General features: G+C 73.6%; 18 protein-coding genes. 3 read left to right on the top strand and 15 right to left on the bottom strand.

Annotated elements, in window-relative coordinates; all coding sequences use genetic code 11:
• Nucleotides 1–28 precede the first annotated feature (28 nt).
• From traB to ACIQF6_RS06710, 10 genes are all read right to left on the bottom strand, one after another.
• Entirely contained in the window at nucleotides 29–2,098 is a 2,070-nt protein-coding gene (gene traB / locus ACIQF6_RS06755; RefSeq protein WP_400890957.1) for a plasmid transfer protein TraB, read from the bottom strand.
• Nucleotides 2,099–2,115: 17 nt separating this feature from the next.
• On the bottom strand, nucleotides 2,116–2,634 hold the full coding sequence (gene traA, locus ACIQF6_RS06750) for a plasmid transfer protein TraA (protein WP_400890954.1): 519 nt from the start codon (nucleotides 2,632–2,634) through the stop codon (nucleotides 2,116–2,118).
• Between the two features lie 83 nt (nucleotides 2,635–2,717).
• Nucleotides 2,718–3,068: a hypothetical protein gene (locus ACIQF6_RS06745; RefSeq protein WP_400890952.1), complete on the bottom strand. Its 351-nt coding sequence runs from the start codon at nucleotides 3,066–3,068 to the stop codon at nucleotides 2,718–2,720.
• A gap of 30 nt (nucleotides 3,069–3,098) precedes the next feature.
• Nucleotides 3,099–3,527: an NUDIX domain-containing protein gene (locus ACIQF6_RS06740; RefSeq protein ID WP_400890950.1), complete on the bottom strand. Its 429-nt coding sequence runs from the start codon at nucleotides 3,525–3,527 to the stop codon at nucleotides 3,099–3,101.
• 20 nt (nucleotides 3,528–3,547) lie between these two features.
• Nucleotides 3,548–3,997, bottom strand: coding sequence for a hypothetical protein (locus tag ACIQF6_RS06735; protein WP_400890948.1), 450 nt, complete (start codon nucleotides 3,995–3,997; stop codon nucleotides 3,548–3,550).
• Nucleotides 3,998–4,022: 25 nt separating this feature from the next.
• Nucleotides 4,023–4,220: a hypothetical protein gene (locus ACIQF6_RS06730; RefSeq protein ID WP_400890946.1), complete on the bottom strand. Its 198-nt coding sequence runs from the start codon at nucleotides 4,218–4,220 to the stop codon at nucleotides 4,023–4,025.
• 2 nt (nucleotides 4,221–4,222) lie between these two features.
• On the bottom strand, nucleotides 4,223–4,360 hold the full coding sequence (locus ACIQF6_RS06725; RefSeq protein ID WP_400890944.1) for a hypothetical protein: 138 nt from the start codon (nucleotides 4,358–4,360) through the stop codon (nucleotides 4,223–4,225).
• 21 nt (nucleotides 4,361–4,381) lie between these two features.
• On the bottom strand, nucleotides 4,382–4,756 hold the full coding sequence (locus ACIQF6_RS06720; protein ID WP_400890941.1) for an RRQRL motif-containing zinc-binding protein: 375 nt from the start codon (nucleotides 4,754–4,756) through the stop codon (nucleotides 4,382–4,384).
• Nucleotides 4,753–5,664, bottom strand: a complete 912-nt coding sequence (locus tag ACIQF6_RS06715; protein WP_400890939.1) for a DUF2637 domain-containing protein — start codon at nucleotides 5,662–5,664, stop codon at nucleotides 4,753–4,755. Before ACIQF6_RS06715 ends, ACIQF6_RS06720 begins: the two co-directional genes overlap by 4 nt.
• The gene (locus tag ACIQF6_RS06710; protein WP_400890937.1) at nucleotides 5,661–5,939 is read right to left on the bottom strand and encodes a hypothetical protein; all 279 of its coding nucleotides are present in this window, start codon (nucleotides 5,937–5,939) and stop codon (nucleotides 5,661–5,663) included. Before ACIQF6_RS06710 ends, ACIQF6_RS06715 begins: the two co-directional genes overlap by 4 nt.
• Before the next feature lie 491 nt (nucleotides 5,940–6,430).
• Here ACIQF6_RS06710 and ACIQF6_RS06705 point away from each other — a divergent pair, with 491 nt between their 5' ends.
• Complete coding sequence (locus ACIQF6_RS06705; protein ID WP_400890934.1) at nucleotides 6,431–7,198, top strand: GntR family transcriptional regulator; 768 nt, start codon at nucleotides 6,431–6,433, stop codon at nucleotides 7,196–7,198.
• A complete protein-coding gene (locus ACIQF6_RS06700; RefSeq protein ID WP_400890931.1) occupies nucleotides 7,195–7,782 on the top strand; it encodes a GNAT family N-acetyltransferase in 588 nt (195 codons plus the stop codon). Before ACIQF6_RS06705 ends, ACIQF6_RS06700 begins: the two co-directional genes overlap by 4 nt.
• A 215-nt stretch (nucleotides 7,783–7,997) precedes the next feature.
• Here ACIQF6_RS06700 and ACIQF6_RS06695 read toward each other — a convergent pair whose 3' ends face one another.
• From ACIQF6_RS06695 to ACIQF6_RS06675, 5 genes are all read right to left on the bottom strand, one after another.
• Entirely contained in the window at nucleotides 7,998–10,901 is a 2,904-nt protein-coding gene (locus ACIQF6_RS06695) for a BTAD domain-containing putative transcriptional regulator (RefSeq protein WP_400890928.1), read from the bottom strand.
• Between the two features lie 391 nt (nucleotides 10,902–11,292).
• The gene (locus ACIQF6_RS06690; RefSeq protein WP_400890926.1) at nucleotides 11,293–12,633 is read right to left on the bottom strand and encodes a lanthionine synthetase C family protein; all 1,341 of its coding nucleotides are present in this window, start codon (nucleotides 12,631–12,633) and stop codon (nucleotides 11,293–11,295) included.
• A 52-nt stretch (nucleotides 12,634–12,685) separates the two neighbouring features.
• Nucleotides 12,686–15,781, bottom strand: coding sequence for a lantibiotic dehydratase (locus ACIQF6_RS06685; protein ID WP_400892156.1), 3,096 nt, complete (start codon nucleotides 15,779–15,781; stop codon nucleotides 12,686–12,688).
• A gap of 156 nt (nucleotides 15,782–15,937) precedes the next feature.
• The gene (gene lanA, locus ACIQF6_RS06680; protein WP_400890923.1) at nucleotides 15,938–16,090 is read right to left on the bottom strand and encodes an SCO0268 family class II lanthipeptide; all 153 of its coding nucleotides are present in this window, start codon (nucleotides 16,088–16,090) and stop codon (nucleotides 15,938–15,940) included.
• Between the two features lie 428 nt (nucleotides 16,091–16,518).
• Nucleotides 16,519–17,865: a chloride channel protein gene (locus tag ACIQF6_RS06675; RefSeq protein WP_400890920.1), complete on the bottom strand. Its 1,347-nt coding sequence runs from the start codon at nucleotides 17,863–17,865 to the stop codon at nucleotides 16,519–16,521.
• A gap of 178 nt (nucleotides 17,866–18,043) precedes the next feature.
• On the opposite strand from ACIQF6_RS06675, the gene ACIQF6_RS06670 reads away from it, so the two are divergent.
• Nucleotides 18,044–18,268, top strand: a complete 225-nt coding sequence (locus ACIQF6_RS06670) for a hypothetical protein (protein WP_400890918.1) — start codon at nucleotides 18,044–18,046, stop codon at nucleotides 18,266–18,268.
• Nucleotides 18,269–18,345: the final 77 nt, after the last annotated feature.

The raw sequence follows: 18,345 nt of genomic DNA, 5'->3' as shown, positions 1-18,345 counted from the left end.
GTCAGGGGGTGTCAGGCGTCAGGGGGTGTCAGACGCCGGCCATGGCGGGGACGATCCGGTACCGGCCGGCCTTGGAGGTGGGTGCCAGACGGCCGTCCTCGACCATGCGGCGGAACTCGCCGGAGACCCACGGGCGCTTGCGGCCGAACCGCTCGGCGTGCTCCATGACGTCCTTCGGGCCGATCACCATCACGCCGTTCTGCTCGAACTCGGCGACGATGGCGTCCATCGCGGCGCGGGCCTCTTCGGGGGTGAAGTCGGGGCCGCCGTCGGCGGGTTCTCCGGCGAACGTCCAGTTCGCCATCGCGGGCGGGACCGCGCCGAGTTCGGCGTTCGGGTCGATGTCGGCATCCTCGGCGTCCACCCGGCCGTCCGCGCCGGTCTCGGTGTCGTCGGCGTCGTTCACGTACACGCTGGCCCCGTCCTCGGCTTCGGTGTCGGTCTGGCCGTTGGAGCGTTCGGTGTAGGCCTTGCCGACGGCGGCGGCCGCCGCGCCGGCGGTGACGGGGTCGACCTTCGCTCCGTTGCGGACGGACCACGCCGCGAGCTGCTCCATGACGCGGGCGGCGCGGCCGGTGAAGCGGAAGGTACGGGCGGGGGCGCTGTAGCGCTGCTCGTCGACGCCGGGGGTGACGAGGTAGCAGTAGCCGGGGCGGCGGTTGCCCCACGCCCCGGGGTGCGCGCCGGCGTCGAGCACCGACGACGGGAGCGCCATGCCCTCATCCCGGGTGTCCAGGCCGAAGGTCAGGACGGACGGGATCGACGCCCGGGTGCTGGTGGAGATCTGGTCGTGGCTGGGGCGCTGGAGGGAGATGACCAGCGCGATACCGGCGCTCCGGGCTTCCTGCGCGACGCCGGTGAAGGCGTCCTCTCCCATGAAGCGCAGGGTGTTCGCGGCCTCCTCGAACCAGGCGACCAGGTACGGCATGCCCGCGCAGCCGCAGGCGCGGCCCTTCTGGCAGGAGTGCGCCGGGTCGGTCTGGGGCTTGGCCGCCTGCGGGGTCCACTGGCGGTAGCCGTGGGCACCGAGCCAGGCGGTGCGGGCGGGGATGACCGCCTGGAGCGCGGTGACCATCGTTTCGGTCGCCGCGCCGCCTTCGACGGACCAGTCCATGCCGGGCCGCAGCGGGCCGAAGTCCTGGAACGACTTGGGGTCGGAGAACCAGATGATGACGTCGTCGCGGCCCATGATCTCGCAGACCACGTTGAGCGCGCCGTCGCCCTTGCCCGAGCCGGACATGCCGAAGATGCCCAGGTGCGTCGAGTTTCGGCCCGCAGCGGGGTCGCCGGGCAGCCACAGCATCATCGGTGTGCCGTCGTCGTAGCGGCCGATGACGAGCGGGTCGGCGATGGAGCCGCCGACGTGGGTGGGCGTCTCCCACTCGACCACCTCGGACAGCATGTCGCGGGGCACGATCACCAGGTCGCCGCGGCGGGCGGAGTCCGGGTCGGGCAGGTACCGGACGGCGGTGGGGGCGACGTCGAGCGCGGAGGCGATGTTGCCCAGCGAGCGGGTGACGTCGTCATTGGTCATCTCCCCTGCCGGGAGGGTGAGTTGGGCGGTGACCCGGTTCGGCTCCACCTCCATGTTGCGGATCTTCGCCCCGGCGAGCTTCACCTTCTCCAGCAGCGTCCCGTCGGCGTCGGCGGCGGACGCGATGGCGTCGGGGTTGCGGCGCATCACCTGGCGGACGTTCCACGACAGCGCCAGGACGCTGCCGCCGAGCCAGAACGCGCCGAAGGTGAAGCTGTTCCAGCCGGACAGGGCGACGGCGGTGAACCAGCTCGACCCGGCGGCGACGGTCACGGCGGAGTGCAGGCGGCGCTGCGGGCCGGTCTTCTTCGCGGCCCACCAGGTCGCGCCGGTCAGCGCGCCCGACCCGAGGGTGAGTCCGACGCCGTACCCGGCCGAGCCGTGCGCCGGCACCCACGCCACCGACGCGGCCACACCGGCGGCACCGGTCAAGATCCACGGCGGGGTGTACGGCTTCGCGCGGTGGGCGATCCACGCGGCGATGCCCTTGCCGGTGCTGGAGCCCTCCAGCGTCTCGCGATGCTGCCGCTCCGATTCGGCGGCGGTGTCCTTCGACTTCGACATGGCGTCGTCCCTCCTGGTCAGAACTGGAACGGGCGCGCCTGCGGGCGCGGCTGCGGGGTCATCACGTCGGCGTACTCGCGCTGGAACGCGGCCCAGACGGCGGCGGCGTCCTTCGCGGCGTCGGCCAGCGCCTCGGCTGCGCGGTACATCTTGCGGCCCACCGTGCGGGCCTTCATGCGCCGTTCGAAGAGGTGGGCGCCCGGGCCTACCGGGGCCTGCTCCAGGGTCGCCTTGAGGATCTCGGCGGCCACCGCCACCTCGATGGAGGCGTAGACGGTGAACGCGCGCAGGGCCTCGCAGTACGAGCGGACGTCGGCGGCGGAGTAGAACGCGGGCTCCGGCAGCGCCAGCGCGCTGGAGCGGTCCAGGCCGACGCCGGGGTTCGCCGCCGCGCCGAAGCCGTTCGCGCCGCCGGAGCCGCCCTTGTTCACGTTGACGTTGACGCCGAACGACGGGTTGAAGGACGCGCCCGAGCCGAAGCCGTTGCGGGTGCTGCTGGTCGCGCCGTTGCCGTTCGGCGTCGAGTGGTTGGCCATCGCGGTGCCTCCCCATGCGGGCCGGGACTGTCCCGACTCCCCACCCCCGCCCGGCACTTCAGCCGGGCAAGGACGGGCAGTCGTCAGTTCTGCCGCATGTCGCGGATGATCCACCGGATCACCAGCGCCGAGATCGCCAGCGCCAGCGCGGCCATCCCGACCGCCACCAGCGCCGCCGTCGTCGCCAGCAGCACCGGGATCAGCACCGCCGCCGCCCCCGCGCCGGCCGCCACGTACCCGCCGAACCGGGCCACGGCCGGGTCGCTCGGCCGGGGGCGCGTCGCCACCTCGGCCGTGACCGGGGCTCGGGCAGGGGCCGGCAGCAGGGCGGCGTTCTGGCCGGTGTTGAGCTGGGCGGCGACCAGCAGCGCCAGCCGTTCAAGGTCCACCGATTCGCCGTCCGGCGGCGGGACGGCGGCGAGATGACGGTTCATGACGGGATTTCCCTTCCGTGGTCGGGCGGATCAGCGGTCGAAGACGGCGCGCCGGGCGTCGGAGACGATCCAGCGGTGGTCGAACGCCATACGCGGGAGGCCGGACAGCGGCACCCACCGCACGGAGACGGCGTCGTCCCCGGCCACGGCCTCGGTGCCCTCGGGCACCCGCACCGCGTAGGCGGCACCGATGTACCGGCCGCGCGGGTCCCGGTCGGGCGCGTCGTAGAGGCCGACGAACACCAGGTCCGCCGGGTCGACGCGGATGCCGGTCTCCTCCAGCAGCTCCCGGGCGGCGGCGGCCCGGGAGGTCTCGCCCGGGTCGACGTGGCCACCGGGCAGCGCCAGGAAGCCCTTGAAGGGCGGCCAGCCGCGCTCAATCAGCAGCACCTCGTCGCCCCGGACGCACACCACGTCGGCGGTGTAGCGCAGGGCCTCGAAGATCTCGGTCTCGGACATGTGCGGCTCCTTGGGTCGGGTCAGGCGGAGGCGATGATGGCGGCGGCGGTCTCGAAGGCGTGGTGGAAGGCCTGGTCGAGGGCGTACGCGCCGTTCATGCCGTGGTCGGCGAGGGCGTAGTACTCGGCCTTGCCGATGGACTCGGCGATGTGGCGCAGGGGGTCGCGCCGGTCGGCGACGTAGTGCGTCGCGGCGGAGACGGCCAGCGCGGCGACGACCGGGACCGGCCGCAGGCGCATGCCGAGCACCCGGGAACCGATCAGCAGCGCAAGGCCCTGGGTGCCGACGTAGGTGGCGACGTGGGCGGCGCACGCGGCGCGGCCGGCGGCGCTGGACTCGCCCTCACGGTGGTCGTGCTGCCCCTTCGTCAGGGCCTGGTTGTGGGTCTGCACCCAGTGGTCGGCGACGTCGGCGGCGGAGCGGAGCAGGGCGTACGCGGCGGCGAACCGCGCGGCACGGGAGAAGGCCATTGCGGGCTCCAATCAGGGTGTGGTGTCAGGGAGTTGAATCTCGGCGATGCTTGCCGGAGACGTTGCTCCGGGCGGTCCACACCTGCTGGAGCCGGAGGAACCGGGCGTGGAGGGGGTCACCGGCCTTGCACGGCAGGTTGTCCCGGCACGCCGGGCAGTTGCCGACGTGCCGGGTGGCCGCCTCGAAGGCGGCCATGTAGGCGATGAACAGCCGGTCGGTCACGGCTAGATCTCGTCGCACAGGTCGCCGTAGCAGTCCCCGCAGAGCGTGACCAGCTTCGACTCGCCGGTCATCTCCCTGACGTACGGGTCGACGACGATCTCGACGTCCGGGCGAACGGTGTTGCAGCGGATGCACTTCATGGTCGTTTCTCCTTCGAGAGGTCAGGCGGCGAGAGGGGTGGCATCGGCGCAGGGCAGGCAGGTGCCGAGGTGCGCGGGCAGGACGTATCCGGCGTCGCGCCGGCAGGCGGGGCAGGTGCGGCGGGCGGCGTTCGCGGCGTCCAGCGCCCGGCGCTTCGCCAGCGTGAACGGCCGCACGGGCTTGGCGAGTTGGACGCGATAGAGGTAGGCGGCGCGCGGAGCCTTGGAGCGGCGCGAGCGCCACAGGATCTGCGCGGCCACCGGCTGGCCGCCCGGACGGAGGCCGCGTACGCGGAGCTGGCGGCGGGTCAACAGCCCGTCCGGGGCCATCCGCCACGGATAGGTCGGAATCCCGAACCGCTCCCCGTCCGGGTCCCAGAACCGGGGACGGCTCACGACGCCAGCCCCACGCGCTCTTCACCCTCGCCCGTGTCCGTGTCGTCGTCCGTCGGTGCGGGAAGAAGGTGAAGTCCCTCGGCCAGGCGAACACCACCCTCCACCCCGGCGCGTTCGGCCTTCAGCGACTCGCGCAGCACGCGGGCGCGGGCCGGAGAGGTGCGCAGTGCGGTGCGGATCCGATCGGCCGTCAACTCGCTCTCAGGCCAGTCGGCGGTGGCCGATCGGGCTTCGGTGAGCAGTTCCTCCTCGGTACGGATCGGCACCCGACCGCGAGCCGATCGCGGCACCGGTCCGGCCGATCGGCGCGAGCGTGACGGCACGATCGCCGCCGCCTGCTCCCGCACCGGCTCCGGGGCCGGGATCGGGTCGACAGGCGGCACGGGATCGGCCGACTCCTCCACCGACTCCACGGCGACGGGATCGGCCGATCCCGGCAGGTCAGACCCCGACCGGTTTGTCACAGTGCTGGTGTTTTCCGCTGTTTTGGGCTTCTGGTGGAGCACCTTGGCCACCAGATCCGATCCGAAGAAGATCGAGCCGACCGGCAGGCACGAGGCGAGCAGCACCAGCGCGTAGTGCGCGGGCGGCCAGTCGGCCAACCGGACCCGACCGCCGCCATGAAGTGCGGGCACCAGACCGTGCACGTAGTTGAGGACCAGCGACGCGACCGTGTAACCGCCCAGCACCCGCAGCGCGAACCGGCGATCCGATCCGGTCAGGATCAGCGCGGCGACCAGCGCCAGCGCCATCAACCCGTCCACCACCAACGGGTACAGGCCGGCGGCGACCTCGTCCGCGCCGACCGAGGTGGCCACGTCCTTCAACGCGTTCCACGACACCCGGAACGCCATCCCGACGACCGCCAGCAGCGCGGCGACCATCCAGAACTTCGCCTTCGCGTTCACGCCGCCACCCGCTCGACGCCGGCCGCGCGCCGGACCACCGCCGGGCGTCGCAGCGGCACCGGCGCGATGCTCAGCAGCCGCTCGGCGTAGGCGGCCAGCGCCGGGTCCTCCCGGCGCAGGTCCGCCAGCACCGCCAGTGCCACGTCCAACCGGGCCCCGTACTCCAGCACCGACTCGCCGGGCACACCGGCGAACAGCTCCTCGTCCACGCCCAACGCCAACTCCGCGAACTCCTCCGAGTCCACGGCGTGCTGGCCTGCGACAATCGACCTCACGGGTCTCTACCTCTCAGTCAGGTGAACAGGCCCGTAAGGGGCTGGCGCGCGACCGGCCAAGGAATGCGCGCCAGCCCACCCACGGGCCCGATGAAAGACAGCTCCGGCGCGTCCGGCGCTCGGGCTGTCGGCGAACGGGGAGGGAGTTGCACCCTCGCCCCCGCAGGGGCCCTCTACGGGCCGCTCGTTCGGTCTGCCTCCGCCTCACCCCAATCACCTCCTAACGCGGGGTTCTCGGCGGGACCAATGAAGTTGTCAAAGAGCCAGCGCTTCCTTCAGGGGGCTGTCACCCCACCCCTCCAGGCACGTTTAAGCAGGTCAAGCACGTATCAGGCATGAGCCATCAACGGGCATCTTGTCCCCCTGAAGCCACTGGCTCAACTGGTAGGTACAAGCTGCTGAACATGATGCTGCACTCACGCAGAGCGATCGTCAAGCCCATTGGTCCAACATGTAGGAACCAGTTGACCCAGTGGGGCATTATGGGAGGTATGAGTAGCCAGCCGCTGTACCGCCGAGTCGCAGACGTGCTCCGGAACGAGATCAACGCCAAGGCGTTCCCGCCCGGGGCCCGACTGCCCTCTGAACGCGATCTGTGTGACCGGTTCGACGCCTCACGGAACACGGTGCGCGCCGGCCTGAACGTCCTCGTGGCCGAGGGACTGATCTCGGCCAGCCAAGGGCTGGGCTATGAAGTCCGCTCCCACGAGGTGTTCAACCTGAATGCCTCTCGCTTCGAGAACCTCACGTTCCCTCAGAACGGGGACGCCTACAACACCGATGTGACTCACGCCGGCCGGAGGCCTCACCAGGAGTTCCGAGTTGAGATGCAACCTGCTCCGGCGATCGTGGCGGAGCAACTGCGAGTGTCTGAGGGGGCGACCACCGTGCTGCGGTTCTGCCACCGTTACGTCGATGGCGTGCCGTGGTCCACGCAGGCCACCAGCTACCCCATGTGGTTGGTCGAGAAGGCTCCGAGGCTGGCGGATCCGGGCGACATCGAGGAAGGGACCACCCGGTATTTGGCTGGGCTGGGGGTCGAGCAGGTCGGCTACTTCGATGACATCTCCACCCGCATGCCTACGCCGGACGAAGCGCGGCTTCTCCAGGCTGGAGCGGGTGTGCCGGTGCTGGTGTGGGTGCGGACCGGCTATTCGGAGGACAAGCCCATCCGATGCACCATCACCACGTTCCGCGGCGACCTCAACCACATGAACTACGAGATCGGAAACATCGCGGCGCGGGAGGCGGGAGAGTGATCATCGAACCAGCAACAGCGGCGGATCTGGAGCACCTTCTCGCCTTCCGGCAGGAGGCTGCTGCGTGGCTGAGTGCGCTTGGCAGCGACCAGTGGAGCCGCCCGTACCCGGCAGACAAGCTCCTGGACACGATTGAGGCCGACACAGTCTTCATGCTTCGGGACGCATCGGAGATCGTAGGCACCATCACGCTCACGCCCGACGCTGAAGACGGGCTCTGGACTGAGGCCGAGCTGAGCGAACCCGCCCGCTACGTCAACAAGCTGACCGTTTCGCGCGCGTACGCCGGCCGGGACATCGGGGGACGCCTGTTGAACTGGGCAGGTGCCCGTGCGGCCAGCGAGGGTGCAAAGTGGCTACGGCTGGACGCCTGGACAGCGAACGAGCGCCTGCAGCAGTACTACGTCGATCACGGGTTCACGCACGTCCGCACCGTTCGTGAGGGTGGGGCGGTGAACGGCGGACCGCGCGTCTCCGGGTGGGTCGCACAGCGACCTGCCGTGCCCGCAGAGCACGGTTTTGAGGACGCCACCGTGAAGGGTTTCACCAGCGGCAATCACTGGCGTTGTGACATCACCGGCTGACATCAACGTGCTTGAACACCTACGGGCGGTGGATGCCACAGGTGGATCGATTGCCTTCTGCCCGCTGACGCCGGGACACGTTGATCGAACCGTTGATTGAGCTTGTAAAGCGGGGGTCGTCGGTTCGAACCCGACAGGGGGCTCCGGGTGTGGAGGTTGACGGAGGGCCGGTCGGCGGGAGGGATCCCGGGGCCGGCCCTTCGGGGTTGGTGGGGTCAGGCGGTTTCGGTGGTGGCGATCAGGGCGTGGATTTCGGCGATCTGTTTGACGTCGGCGTTGGCGAGGCTGGCCAGGGCGTTGTGCCAGGCGGCGACGGCTTCGGCGGGGCGGCCGAGGTCGCGCAGGACGAGGCCGTGGATGTGTTCGGTGAGGCCGGTGCCGTAGCCCTCGGAGATGGCGGTGGTCCAGCTGAGGAGGTCGTGGCAGGCCGTCAGGGCTTCGGTGAGGCGGCCCTGTTGGCGGAGGGCCTCGATCCGGCCCTTCGCGCATTCGACGCGGATGCCCCAGGGGGCGGAGCCGGCAGGGAAGGCGAGGGCGGCGTCGAAGTGACGGAGGGCCTCGTCGAGGTCGCCGAGATAGAGGTTGACGACGCCGATGTTGTTCAGGCCGGCGACCTCGGTCGCGGTGATGCCGAGGCTGCGGCCGATCTCGATGCTGCGGCGGTGGTAGGAGATGGCCAGGTGCGGGTCGGTGGCTTCGACCACGGTGCCGAGGCTGCAGTAGGTCATGGCCACGCCGTGGGCGTCTCCGTACTCCTCGGCGAGTGCGACGGCGCGTTCCAGCACGGCCCGGGCCTCCTCGGTGCGGCCCAGGGCGGACAGCAGCACGCCGCGGTTGGAGGTGGCGTTGCGTTCGCGGTACCGGTCGCCGAGCTGTCGCCACAGGGTCTCGCTCTGCTCGATCAGGTCGAGCGCGGGCGAGTAGCGGCCCATGTCGTAGTGGGCGCAGGCCAGGTCGCCGAGTGAGTGCGCCTCGGCGAGGCCGTCGCCCGTCCGCCGGGCCACCTCCAGGGCGGTGTGGTTGAGCTGGGCGAGCTCCGGGTGGCGGCCGCGGGCACGGAGGTAGGGGAAGAGCCCCCGCACCGTCGGGAGCAGGTGTGCGGCGGCCCACGGCCGGTCGGCGAGCCGGTCCACCAGGACCAGCAGGTTGCCGTACTCGGCGTCGCCGAAGGCCAGCGCGGCGTCCCGGTCGAGTTCCGCGCCGGGGGCGACGGCGGGCAGGTGCCGGACCGAGTGCTTGGCCGCGTCCAGGGCGAGCGTCGCGGCGGACGCGGTGGCCAGGTACCAGTCGAGCGCGGCGCGGGTGAGGCGGACGCGCTGTTCCGGGTCGGCGGTGAGTTCGCGGGCGTAGTCGCGGACCAGGTCGTGCGGCACGTAGCGGTCGACTCGCGGTTCGTCGAGCAGGGCGACCTCGGCGAGGCGGTCGAGGGCGGCGGCGGCCTGGGCGGGCGTGAGGCCGAGGACGCCGGCCAGCAGCGGGGCGCTGTACTCGGGCAGGTCGAGGGCGCCGACGGCGAGCAGGGCGTCGGCGGCGCGCCGGTCGGGTCGGCGGGTGGAGGCGCGCAGCGAGTCGTACGTCAGGGCGAGCGACTGACGGATGCTCAGGTCGTCGAGTTCGAGTTCGTCGAGGCGGTCCTCGCCCTCCTCCAGGCGGCCGACCAGACCGCGGACCGGCAGGGTGCGGCGGGCGGCCAGGCGGGCGCCGACGATGCGCAGGGCGAGCGGGAGGCGGCCGCACAGTTGGACGAGCCGGGTCAGGTCGGTCTGTTCGATGGCGACCACGGTGCGGTCGGCGGTGGCGCGGCCCGCGAGGCGTTCGACCAGGGCGACGCTCTCGCGTTCGGAGAGGGTGTCCAGGCGCAGGTGGAGTGCGCCGTCCAGGGCGAGCATCGGGGTGCGGCCGGTGATCAGGACGGCGCAGCCCGGTCCGGCGGGCAGCAGGGGGCGGACCTGGGCGAGGTCGGCGGCGTCGTCGAGCAGCAGCAGGGTGCGGGTGCCGGCGAGGGTGGTGCGCAGCAGGGCGGCGGCGGTGTCCGGGTCGTCGGGCAGCGCGGACGACTCGATGCCGAGGCCGCGCAGCAGGGCGGTGAGTGCGGGCAGGGCGGCCAGTGGGGTCAGGCCGGGGGTGGCGCCGCGCAGGTTCAGGAACAGTTGCCCGTCCGGGAATTGCGCGCGCAGCGCGTGGGCGCAGGCCAGCGCGAGGGCGGACTTGCCGACGCCGGCCATGCCGCTCAGCACGGCCGTGGCGGGCCGGTCGGTGCGGGCCAGCAGGGCGGTGCGCAGGGCGGCGAGCTGGTCCTCACGGCCGAGGAAGTGCGCGGGTGGGGACGGGAGTTGGGCCGGTTTCGGGCGGATGGTCGAGGGTTCGGCGGTCGGCGTCTGCGGGTCGGCGAGGATGCGCCGGTGCACCTCCTGGACGGCCGGGCCGGGTTCGATGCCCAGTTCGTCGACCAGGGTGCGGCGCAGTCGCTGGTACACCGCGAGGGCCTGGGCGCGCCGCCCGGTCAGGTCGAGGGCCTGCATGAGCTGGCCGTGGAAGGCCTCACGGAGCGGCAGTTCGCCGACCAGGCCGGTCAGTTCGGCGATCAGCCCGTGCGGGTTGCCCCGGCGCAGTTCGGCGTCGAACCGCCATTCCAGGGCCTGAAGTCGGTGCTCCCGCCACTGTTCGAGCTGGGCGGCGTGGTCGGCGGCCGGCTCGGGGACGTCGGCGAGCGGTTCGCCGCGCCACAGTTCCAGGGCGGCGGCGGTCTCGGCCAGGACTCCCGGGAGGTCTCCGGACCGGTGGGCGGCGCGGGCGAGTCGGACCGCCCGGTCGAAGCGGAGGGTGTCCAGTTCGTGGTCGGCTACGTCCAGCCGGTAGCCGCCGGGGACGGATCGCAGGCGCTGTCCGGGGTCGTCGCCGAGGGCGCGGCGCAGCCGGGCGACCAGGTTGCGCAGTGAGGCTTCGGCGGTGGCGGGGGCGTCGGCGGCCCAGAGGGTGTCGGTCAGGCGGTCGAGCGTGACCGGTCGGTTGGCGTTCAGGAGCAGGACGGTGAGCAGGGCGCGGGCCTTGGGTCCGCGGATCGGGAGGTCGTTCTCGCCGTCGTGTGCCAGCAGACTGCCGAGCAAGCCGAATCGCACCCCTGTGCTCCCGCGCCGCGTGCAGGCCCTCCCGACTCCCGTCGGTGCACGTGTGGCTGATGTTATCCACCGGTTATCGGTCCACTCCAGACTGTGGCCATCGGACGGCGACCGGGCCGGGGGGACCCGGGGGCGACGGCCGATTCGTGGGTCCGGCCACCCGCCGGCGACCGGCCCCGCGTGCTGCCGACCCCCGGCCGTGCCCGCGCCGCTCCGCGTACGGCACGGGGGGACGGCGGACCGTCAGGACGGCGACGGAGGGGATCGCTGTGCTGGACGGCCCCGGAGCGGCGCCCGTCGGGGGGACAGGCGCCGCTCCGGTGCGACCGGAGAGGTCCGCCGGGCGGCCAGGCAGGCGACTCGGCGGCCCGGCAGGCGGTGTGACGGGTGGTCAGGACAGCAGCAGCGGCATGTCCCAGTCGTGCGGGGTGCCGCCCGTCGCGTACGAGTCGAGGGCGAGCGCGACGCCCGCGGCGCCGTCCAGGTAGCCGGAGACGTCCGAGGCGAACGGCTTGGGGGTCATCGAGAAGCGCAGGCCGAACGGGGCCTCCGGGTCGAAGGCGTCGAGCAGGCGGGCGGCGATCTCGTCGCGCCGCCGGTCGATCCGCGGATCCGTGAAGTGCTCGTTCAGGCGGCCCAGTTGGTGCAGGGCGCCGGCCCAGCCGTGGCACAGCGCGTGGTCGATGACGCCCCAGTCGTCGGCCGGGACGGCGAGCAGCCGCTCGACCGAGTCGCGGGCGACCGCCGTCCAGTCCGGCCGGTCCAGTGCCGCGCCGGCCATCTGCAGGGCGCGCGAGACGCCGGGCGCGCCGTAGCACCAGGACGGCCAGCCGGCGGGCTTCCGCCAGGTGTCCGGCCCGGCCAGGTACTCGGTGAGGTCCAGGTGGTTCGGCCAGTACGCGCCGTGCTCGTCGCGCACCGCCCAGTGGGTCAGCAGTGCGGCGGCGCTCTCCACCGCCTCCTGGTGGCCGGGCAGCCGGATGCCGTCCCGCCAGGCCAGTGAGAGCAGCATCAGCGGGCCGGCGACGCCGTGCGACAGGCCCAGGTTGAGGTGGCCGTCGGGCAGCAGGTGCTCGGAGCCGATCCGCGGCGCGTCCAGGGCCCACCAGCGGGGGATGCGCACCCCGCGGTGCTCGGTCTCGCCGCGGGCCAGTTCGATCAGGTAGCCGAGGACGCGCTCCAGCTCCTCGCCGCAGGTGTCGGCCCGGGCCAGCAGGTACCGGCCGACGCCGGTCATCCCGCGCACCAGCTCGTAGTGCCCGATGGTGGGCAGCGGGCCGTCCGGCACGGCGGGCAGCGCGGTCTGCACCAACTGCCGCTGGTAGGCGTCCAGTCGGTGCAGCGCGGTGGTGTAGCCGCCGGTGGCCCGGTTGGCGACCAGCACGGCGAACGCCAGCGCCCCCGGGCCCTTGAAGATCCCGCTGGGCGCGGTGTCGCCGTCGGCGGCGGCCCGGGTGCCGACGGCGAGCCAGCCGTGCGCCCGCTCCACCCGGTCGGCGCGCGGCCGGGCGCCGCCGCTGAACGCCAGCGACAGCCCCGGGCTGCCGCTGCCGAGCGTCAGTTCCACCCACACCCCCTCCGCCACCCCGTCCTCGGCGGCCTCGGCCGGAATCCGGGTGGCGGCCATGGTCGCGGCCGGGTCGGCGAGCCGGTCGAGGATCCGGTCGGACATCGCTCCGGCGGCCTCGCGCAGCTCGGACGAGGTCGCGGCGGTGGGTTCGATGACGGTCATCGGGGGCTCCGGGTGGTGAAGGGGAGGGCAGCGGAACGTAGGTGACGAGGCATCAAGCGGTGTGGGTGCGGCGGCCGAGCAGGGTGCGGGCCGCACCGCGCAGGACGGCGTAGCCGCGGGACTCGGCGGCGCGGTCGATGCCGAAGAGGCGGTTGTGGCGCATGTGCAGCAGGGACATCACGGCCTCGTCGCGGTCGGCCTCCGACGCGGCCCGCAGCAGGCGGCCGAACGCGTGCGGGGCGGGGGAGTCCGTCCAGAGGGTGGCCAGGGCGGGGACGCCGAGGAGTTCGGCGGCGTGCCGGGCGGCGTCGCCGGGGCGGATCAGGCGGTCGGTCAGGGCGCGGTGGCGCTGGTAGGTCCGGTGGTCGGCGGTCTTGTCGAACATCCGGTCGGCCCACTCGCACCAGTCCCAGTCGCCGAGCGAGTCCAGCAGCACGGCGTGGCCGACGGCGGCCAGCACCTCGTCCGGGACGGCCGCCGCCCCCGCCCGCCGGGCCTGCAGCTGGACGATCGCGGACTGGCTGTCCGTCAGGAACAGTTCCTCGGCGGCCTGCAGGGCGTCCGGCCCGAGGTACCGGTCGGTCTCCGGCCGGTACACGTCCAGCGCCATGGTGCGCAGCGCGCCGGCGTCGATCAGCCTCCGGACGTGCCGGCCGAGGGTCGGCAGGACGCGGCCGGCCAGCGTGCCGGGGTCGCCGTGCAGACGCAGCCGCAGGTGCGGTTCGGGGTCGCGGTAGCGCAGGAAGAACCAGCGGTCGATGTCGCCGTCGAGGTCGACGAGCAGCCGGGGCAGGTGCTCGGCGAGCAGCGTCTCGTGGGCCGCCGGGTCGGCGTACAGCTTGGCGAACAGCCAGTCCTCGCCGGGCAGATGCATGCTCGTCGGGGCGATCCGCGGAGCGATCGGCGACGCGGGCCGGGCGAGCGGCGGCCGGGTGTCGGCGGCCGGCTCCGGCGTGGGCCGGGCGAGCGGCGGGTGGGTGTCGGCGGCCGGCTCCGGCGTGGGGGCACGGAACAGCGGGACGACGATCTCGGTGCTGTGCCCGTGGTTCCAGCCGAGCCCGGCGCCGTCCGCGGTGAGGTCCTGGAACAGCTGGAACCGCGGTTCGGGGGCGGTGAGTTCGGCGCGCAGCAGCTCGGCGTCCCAGCTCTCCCGCAGGTCGATCGGGAACATCCGGTCGTTGCTGGCGATCTGCAGCCGGTCGGGCACCCGGTAGCGCTCGCGCCACTCGCGCAGGCCCTGGGCCCAGGCGGCGGGCCCGGCGGTGCGGGCGGCGTCGCGCAGGCGGCGGCCGGGCAGCCAGCGGCGCGGCGTGGTGAGGACCCGGCCGTAGCGGACGGCGGGCAGGTACGGCAGGGTGTCCAGGCCCGCCCAGTCCCAGCCGGACCACACCCGGGGGCGGGCCGCGGCCAGGTCGGACAGGAGCCGGGCGACCGGCGGGGCCTGCCCGTCCAGCGCGAGCATGTGCGGGAAGACCGGCGCCACCGGACGGCCGGTCTCCGGGTGCAGCAGGCGCAGCCCGTCCTCGCCGGCGGCGACCAGCAGGGTCCGCCAGTCCAGGCAGTGCGGGTCGCCGCGGTCGGCGGCCACCCCGATCGGCAGGCGGTGCGGCAGCAGCTGCGGGACCTGGACGATGTTCAGCGACCGCGGGTCGCGCGGGGCCAGTTCGACCTGGACGGGCAGCACCCCGTCCCCGGCGGGCCCGGCGGCGAGCGCGGCGAGGCCGTCGGTCAGGCCGGTCAGGTCGGCGAACCGTCCGGCGGTGGCGCCGGCCGTCCAGGACCCGATGTGCGGGCTGCCGAGCAGCAGGAACTCGCCGCGGTCGAGCGCGGCCGTGGAGTCGGCGAGCAGCTGGAAGCAGAGCTCCAGGGTGCGCGGCGGACGCGTGCTGCCCGGGGCGTGGCCGGCGGCGTCGGCCAGCCGGGCGATGTCGGCGTCGTCCAGCACCACGTCCCGGCCGGACAGCACGGCCTGCTGGACGAGTTCGGCGACGGCGTTGCGGCGCGGCCGGTCGGCGTCGTCGCCGGGCCCGGTGCGCGCGTGCGACGGCAGCGCGCCGCCGTACTCGGGCGGCAGGCCGAGGCCGCGGTGCGGGTCGGTCAGCTCGCCGAGCGGGACGGCGCTCGCGGTGCCGTAGCGCTCGATGAACCGCTCCCGGTAGTCCCGCAGGTGCTCCAGCGAGGTCCACTCGGGCGTGATCGCCCAGATCGCCGCCGCGTACCGGCGCACCTCGTCGCCGATCGCCTCCGGCAGCACCAGGTCGGCGGGCATCCGCAGATCGACCTGGACGGGCGGCCGGTCACCGGCCCGGTCGGCCGGGTCGAGCGCCCGGACCTCGCGCAGCAGGGCCCGCCACGACTCCAGGCCCTCGCCGGGCCGGTCGCGTTCGTGCACGGCCGCGGCGGCGCGGACGGCCCGCAGGCCCTCGGCGGCGCCGGGCACCGCCCCGTCCACGGCGGACTCGATCCGGGTCAGCAGCGCGTCGTCGATCCGGTGCGGGGTGAGTGAGGTGAGCAGGAAACCGTGCTGGACCAGCCCGGCCAGCACCCCGTCGATCCGCTCGGCGGGCAGCTGCGGGAAGCGCTCCGCCAGGTCGGCCAGCAGCGCGGCGTAGCCCACCGGCCGGGCCGCCAGCTCGCGGACCCGGGCGACCAGCGCGTTGTCGCGCACCGAGATCTCGCGCTCGCCGGTGTGCCGCAGCAGCCGGCCGTCGCGCAGCACGGACAGGTCGTCCAGCACCACCTCGACCCGGCGGCGGACCTCCGGCACGGTCAGCCAGTCCAGCACCCGGCGGTGCAGCCAGCCGCCGTCCAGCCGCACCCGGACCTGGCCGGACCCGGCGGGCGAGGACTTCGCGGCGGCCCCGAAACCGGCCCGGCCGACGCCCGCGAACAGCCCGAACGGGGTGGGCCGGCCGCCCGAGCGGCGGGCGTAGCGGGTCAGGGTGCGCGCGGCGCTGACGGTCCGCTTGCGGCCCAGCGCCGCCGCGCCGTCGGGTTCGCCGAGGCGTTGCAGGCTCAGCGCGAGGCTGCCGCTGGCGACCTCGACGGCCTGCCGCAGCAGCGGGTTCGCGGCCAGCCGGCGCACCCCCGGAACGGGGTCGTCCGGGTCGATCCGGGCCTCGGCGCCCGTCCGGGGCGTGCTGGCCATCCGCACCAGCACCGGCTCGCGGATCTCGAACAGGTCCTGCTCTGGTCGCACGTTCGTGGTGCCCCTCTAGGTCGGAAACGGCGGGAAGCGGCGGCCGAACGACATGCGCGGGACGGGCCGTAGCCCGCCCCGCGCACGTGCTTCACCGACGTGTCGTCAGCAGCAGACCTGGCAGCGGGTGCCGATCGCGTAGCTGCTGGGGGAGGTGAAGGTGCCCTGGCCGAACGCCTGGGTCTCCTCCGAGACCTCCGCGATGCGAAGGTCGAGGTCGAGGTCGGTGTCCTGCTGCACGAGGATGTCGTTGCGCATGGTCCCCTCCAGAGGGCTCGTCGGTCCGGTCGGAACGGAGTCCCGGCCGCAGCACCGGTGGTGAACGGTCGTTCGCATTCGGTGCCGGGGCCAACTTTTTCCCGCCTTCCCACCATGTGGTGAGTGTCGTCCTGGCCAACCTGGCGGCATATGCCCGCCGCGCGCCCGCCCGCCGCCCCCGCGGCCCGCGCCACCTGCGGTTCACCCCTCGTCGGGCCGCCGGTCGCGCCCCGGCCGGACGGTGCGCACGCCGTCCATTTCCGGCCGGGGCGCGGGCGGCCAGGTTTCAGTGGCCAAAACCGTGAACGCTCCTGCTCCCAGGTGGTGGCAAGGAGAGAGCTGGGGCCTGTGCGACAGGAGTCCACGACCAGTTCGACACGCGTTCACCGCTTTGACTCAAACTTTGCTCCCCCGCGGCCGACCACCGATCAGTCCGCCGACCGCGGCGGGGCCTGCCGGGCCTCCTGGGCGTCCGCCGTCACCCGGTGCACGAACGTCGCGGTCAGGAACCCCACCACCGCGCAGACGATCACCAACGGCATCGAATCCGCGGCCTGGGCACCCAGCAGCGCCGCCGCCAGCACCGTGCTCGTCACCGGCAGCCGGGTGATCGCCGCCGTGCTCGCCGCCAACCCCGCCGCCAGCCCCGCCTCCACCCCCATCCCCGGCAGACCCCCCACCGCCACCCCGAGCGCCGCACCCAGCAGCACCGCCGGAAAGATCGGCCCACCCCGCAACGACCCCAGCGCCACCCCCCAACCCAGCCCCTTGAACACCACCAACGCCAGCAACGCCCCCACCGGCCAGGCCTGCGGATCCGCCGCCAACTGCCCCAACGTCGCCTGCCCCGACAACGCCGCCTCCTCCGGCGACCGGCCCGTCACCACCGCGTACCCCGTCAGGCACAGACCCACCAGCACCGCGCAGATCACCGTCCGCACTCCCGTGCGCTGCGCCGTGAACGCCGCGAACCGGTGACCCAGCGACTGCGCCACGACCACCACCACCGCGACCGCCACCGCCAACGGCACCCCCCACAGGAAGTCCCCGGCATCCGGCAGCCCCGCCTTCGGCACCACCGGCAGGGCCAACGCCCCGATCGACAGCCCCGTCCAGTGCCCGAAACCCGTGAACACCAGCGCGCCCACCCCCGACGCCAGCAGGCACGGCAGCAGCAGCAACGTCAGCTGCGGCCCGCCCAGACCCGCCGCCTCGACCATCATCACCACCGCCACCAGCGGACTCCCGAAGATCGTGGAGATCGCCGCCGTCGACCCGGCCGCACCCATCACCGGCCCCAGCCGCGGGCTCGCCGCCCGCTGCGCCCGGCCCACCGCCAGCAGCGCCAACCCGCTGCCCATCGCCATCAGCGGCGCCTCCGGACCCAGCACCGCGCCGAGCGGCAACGAGACCAGCGCGGCCAGCACCACCGACGGCACCTCCACCGGCAGCGTCGGCGGCCCGCCCAGCCCGTGCACCGGAACGTGCCCGCCCCGCCCCGGCAGCCGGGTCACCACCGGCACCAGCAGCAGACCCGCCAAAGCCAGCGCCGGCAGCCCCCACCACCACGGCGCCCGCCCGTACCCCAGGGCCTTCGGCGCGGACTCCCACACCCAGTGCTGCAACTCGTGCTCCAGGCTCACGAAGCCGAACGCCGCCAGCGAGACCGGCACCCCCACCGCCGCGGACACCAACAGCAGCCGCCCGTAACCCGGACTGCGCAGCAACGCCCGGATCCCGGGCGCGGATGCCGGGCCGGCGGCCTGCTCTGCCATCTGCGCTCCCTGTTCGCCGTCCACCCGGACACACCTGCTCCGACCGTCCTGCGGGCCGCCACCACCGGCCATCCGGGCGCGCCGAACGGGCGAGCGGCGCTCGCGCGGGCCCGCCGCACCGGTCGTACCGTGGATCGAGGGGGCAGCCACCCGGGGGGACCGACCCGAGGAGAACGCGATGCCCGGCTCCATGACCATCGGCCACACCGACGCACTCGTGATGCTCAGCCACACCGACGCGGAGAGGCTCTCCGCAGTGCTGTCCGGCCTCTCCCGCCTCGCCGCGACGGGCCAGCTCCCCGCCGCCGCGACCGCCGCCCTCGCGGGCGGCGAGGTTCCGGACCGTGCCGAGCTCGCCACCTGGTGCCACAACCTGTCGGAGTACCTGCGCGAGCACCTCTGAACGGCGGAGCGGCGCGACACCCGGGAGAGCGCAACCGGGGGCGCGTGGGGGCACCCCACACGCCCCCGGTTTTACGT

The organism is Kitasatospora sp. NPDC092948 (assembly GCF_044754805.1).
GTDB lineage: Bacteria > Actinomycetota > Actinomycetes > Streptomycetales > Streptomycetaceae > Kitasatospora.
Note: the sequence above shows the minus strand (reverse complement) of the source record. Positions and strands in the feature narration are given on the sequence as shown.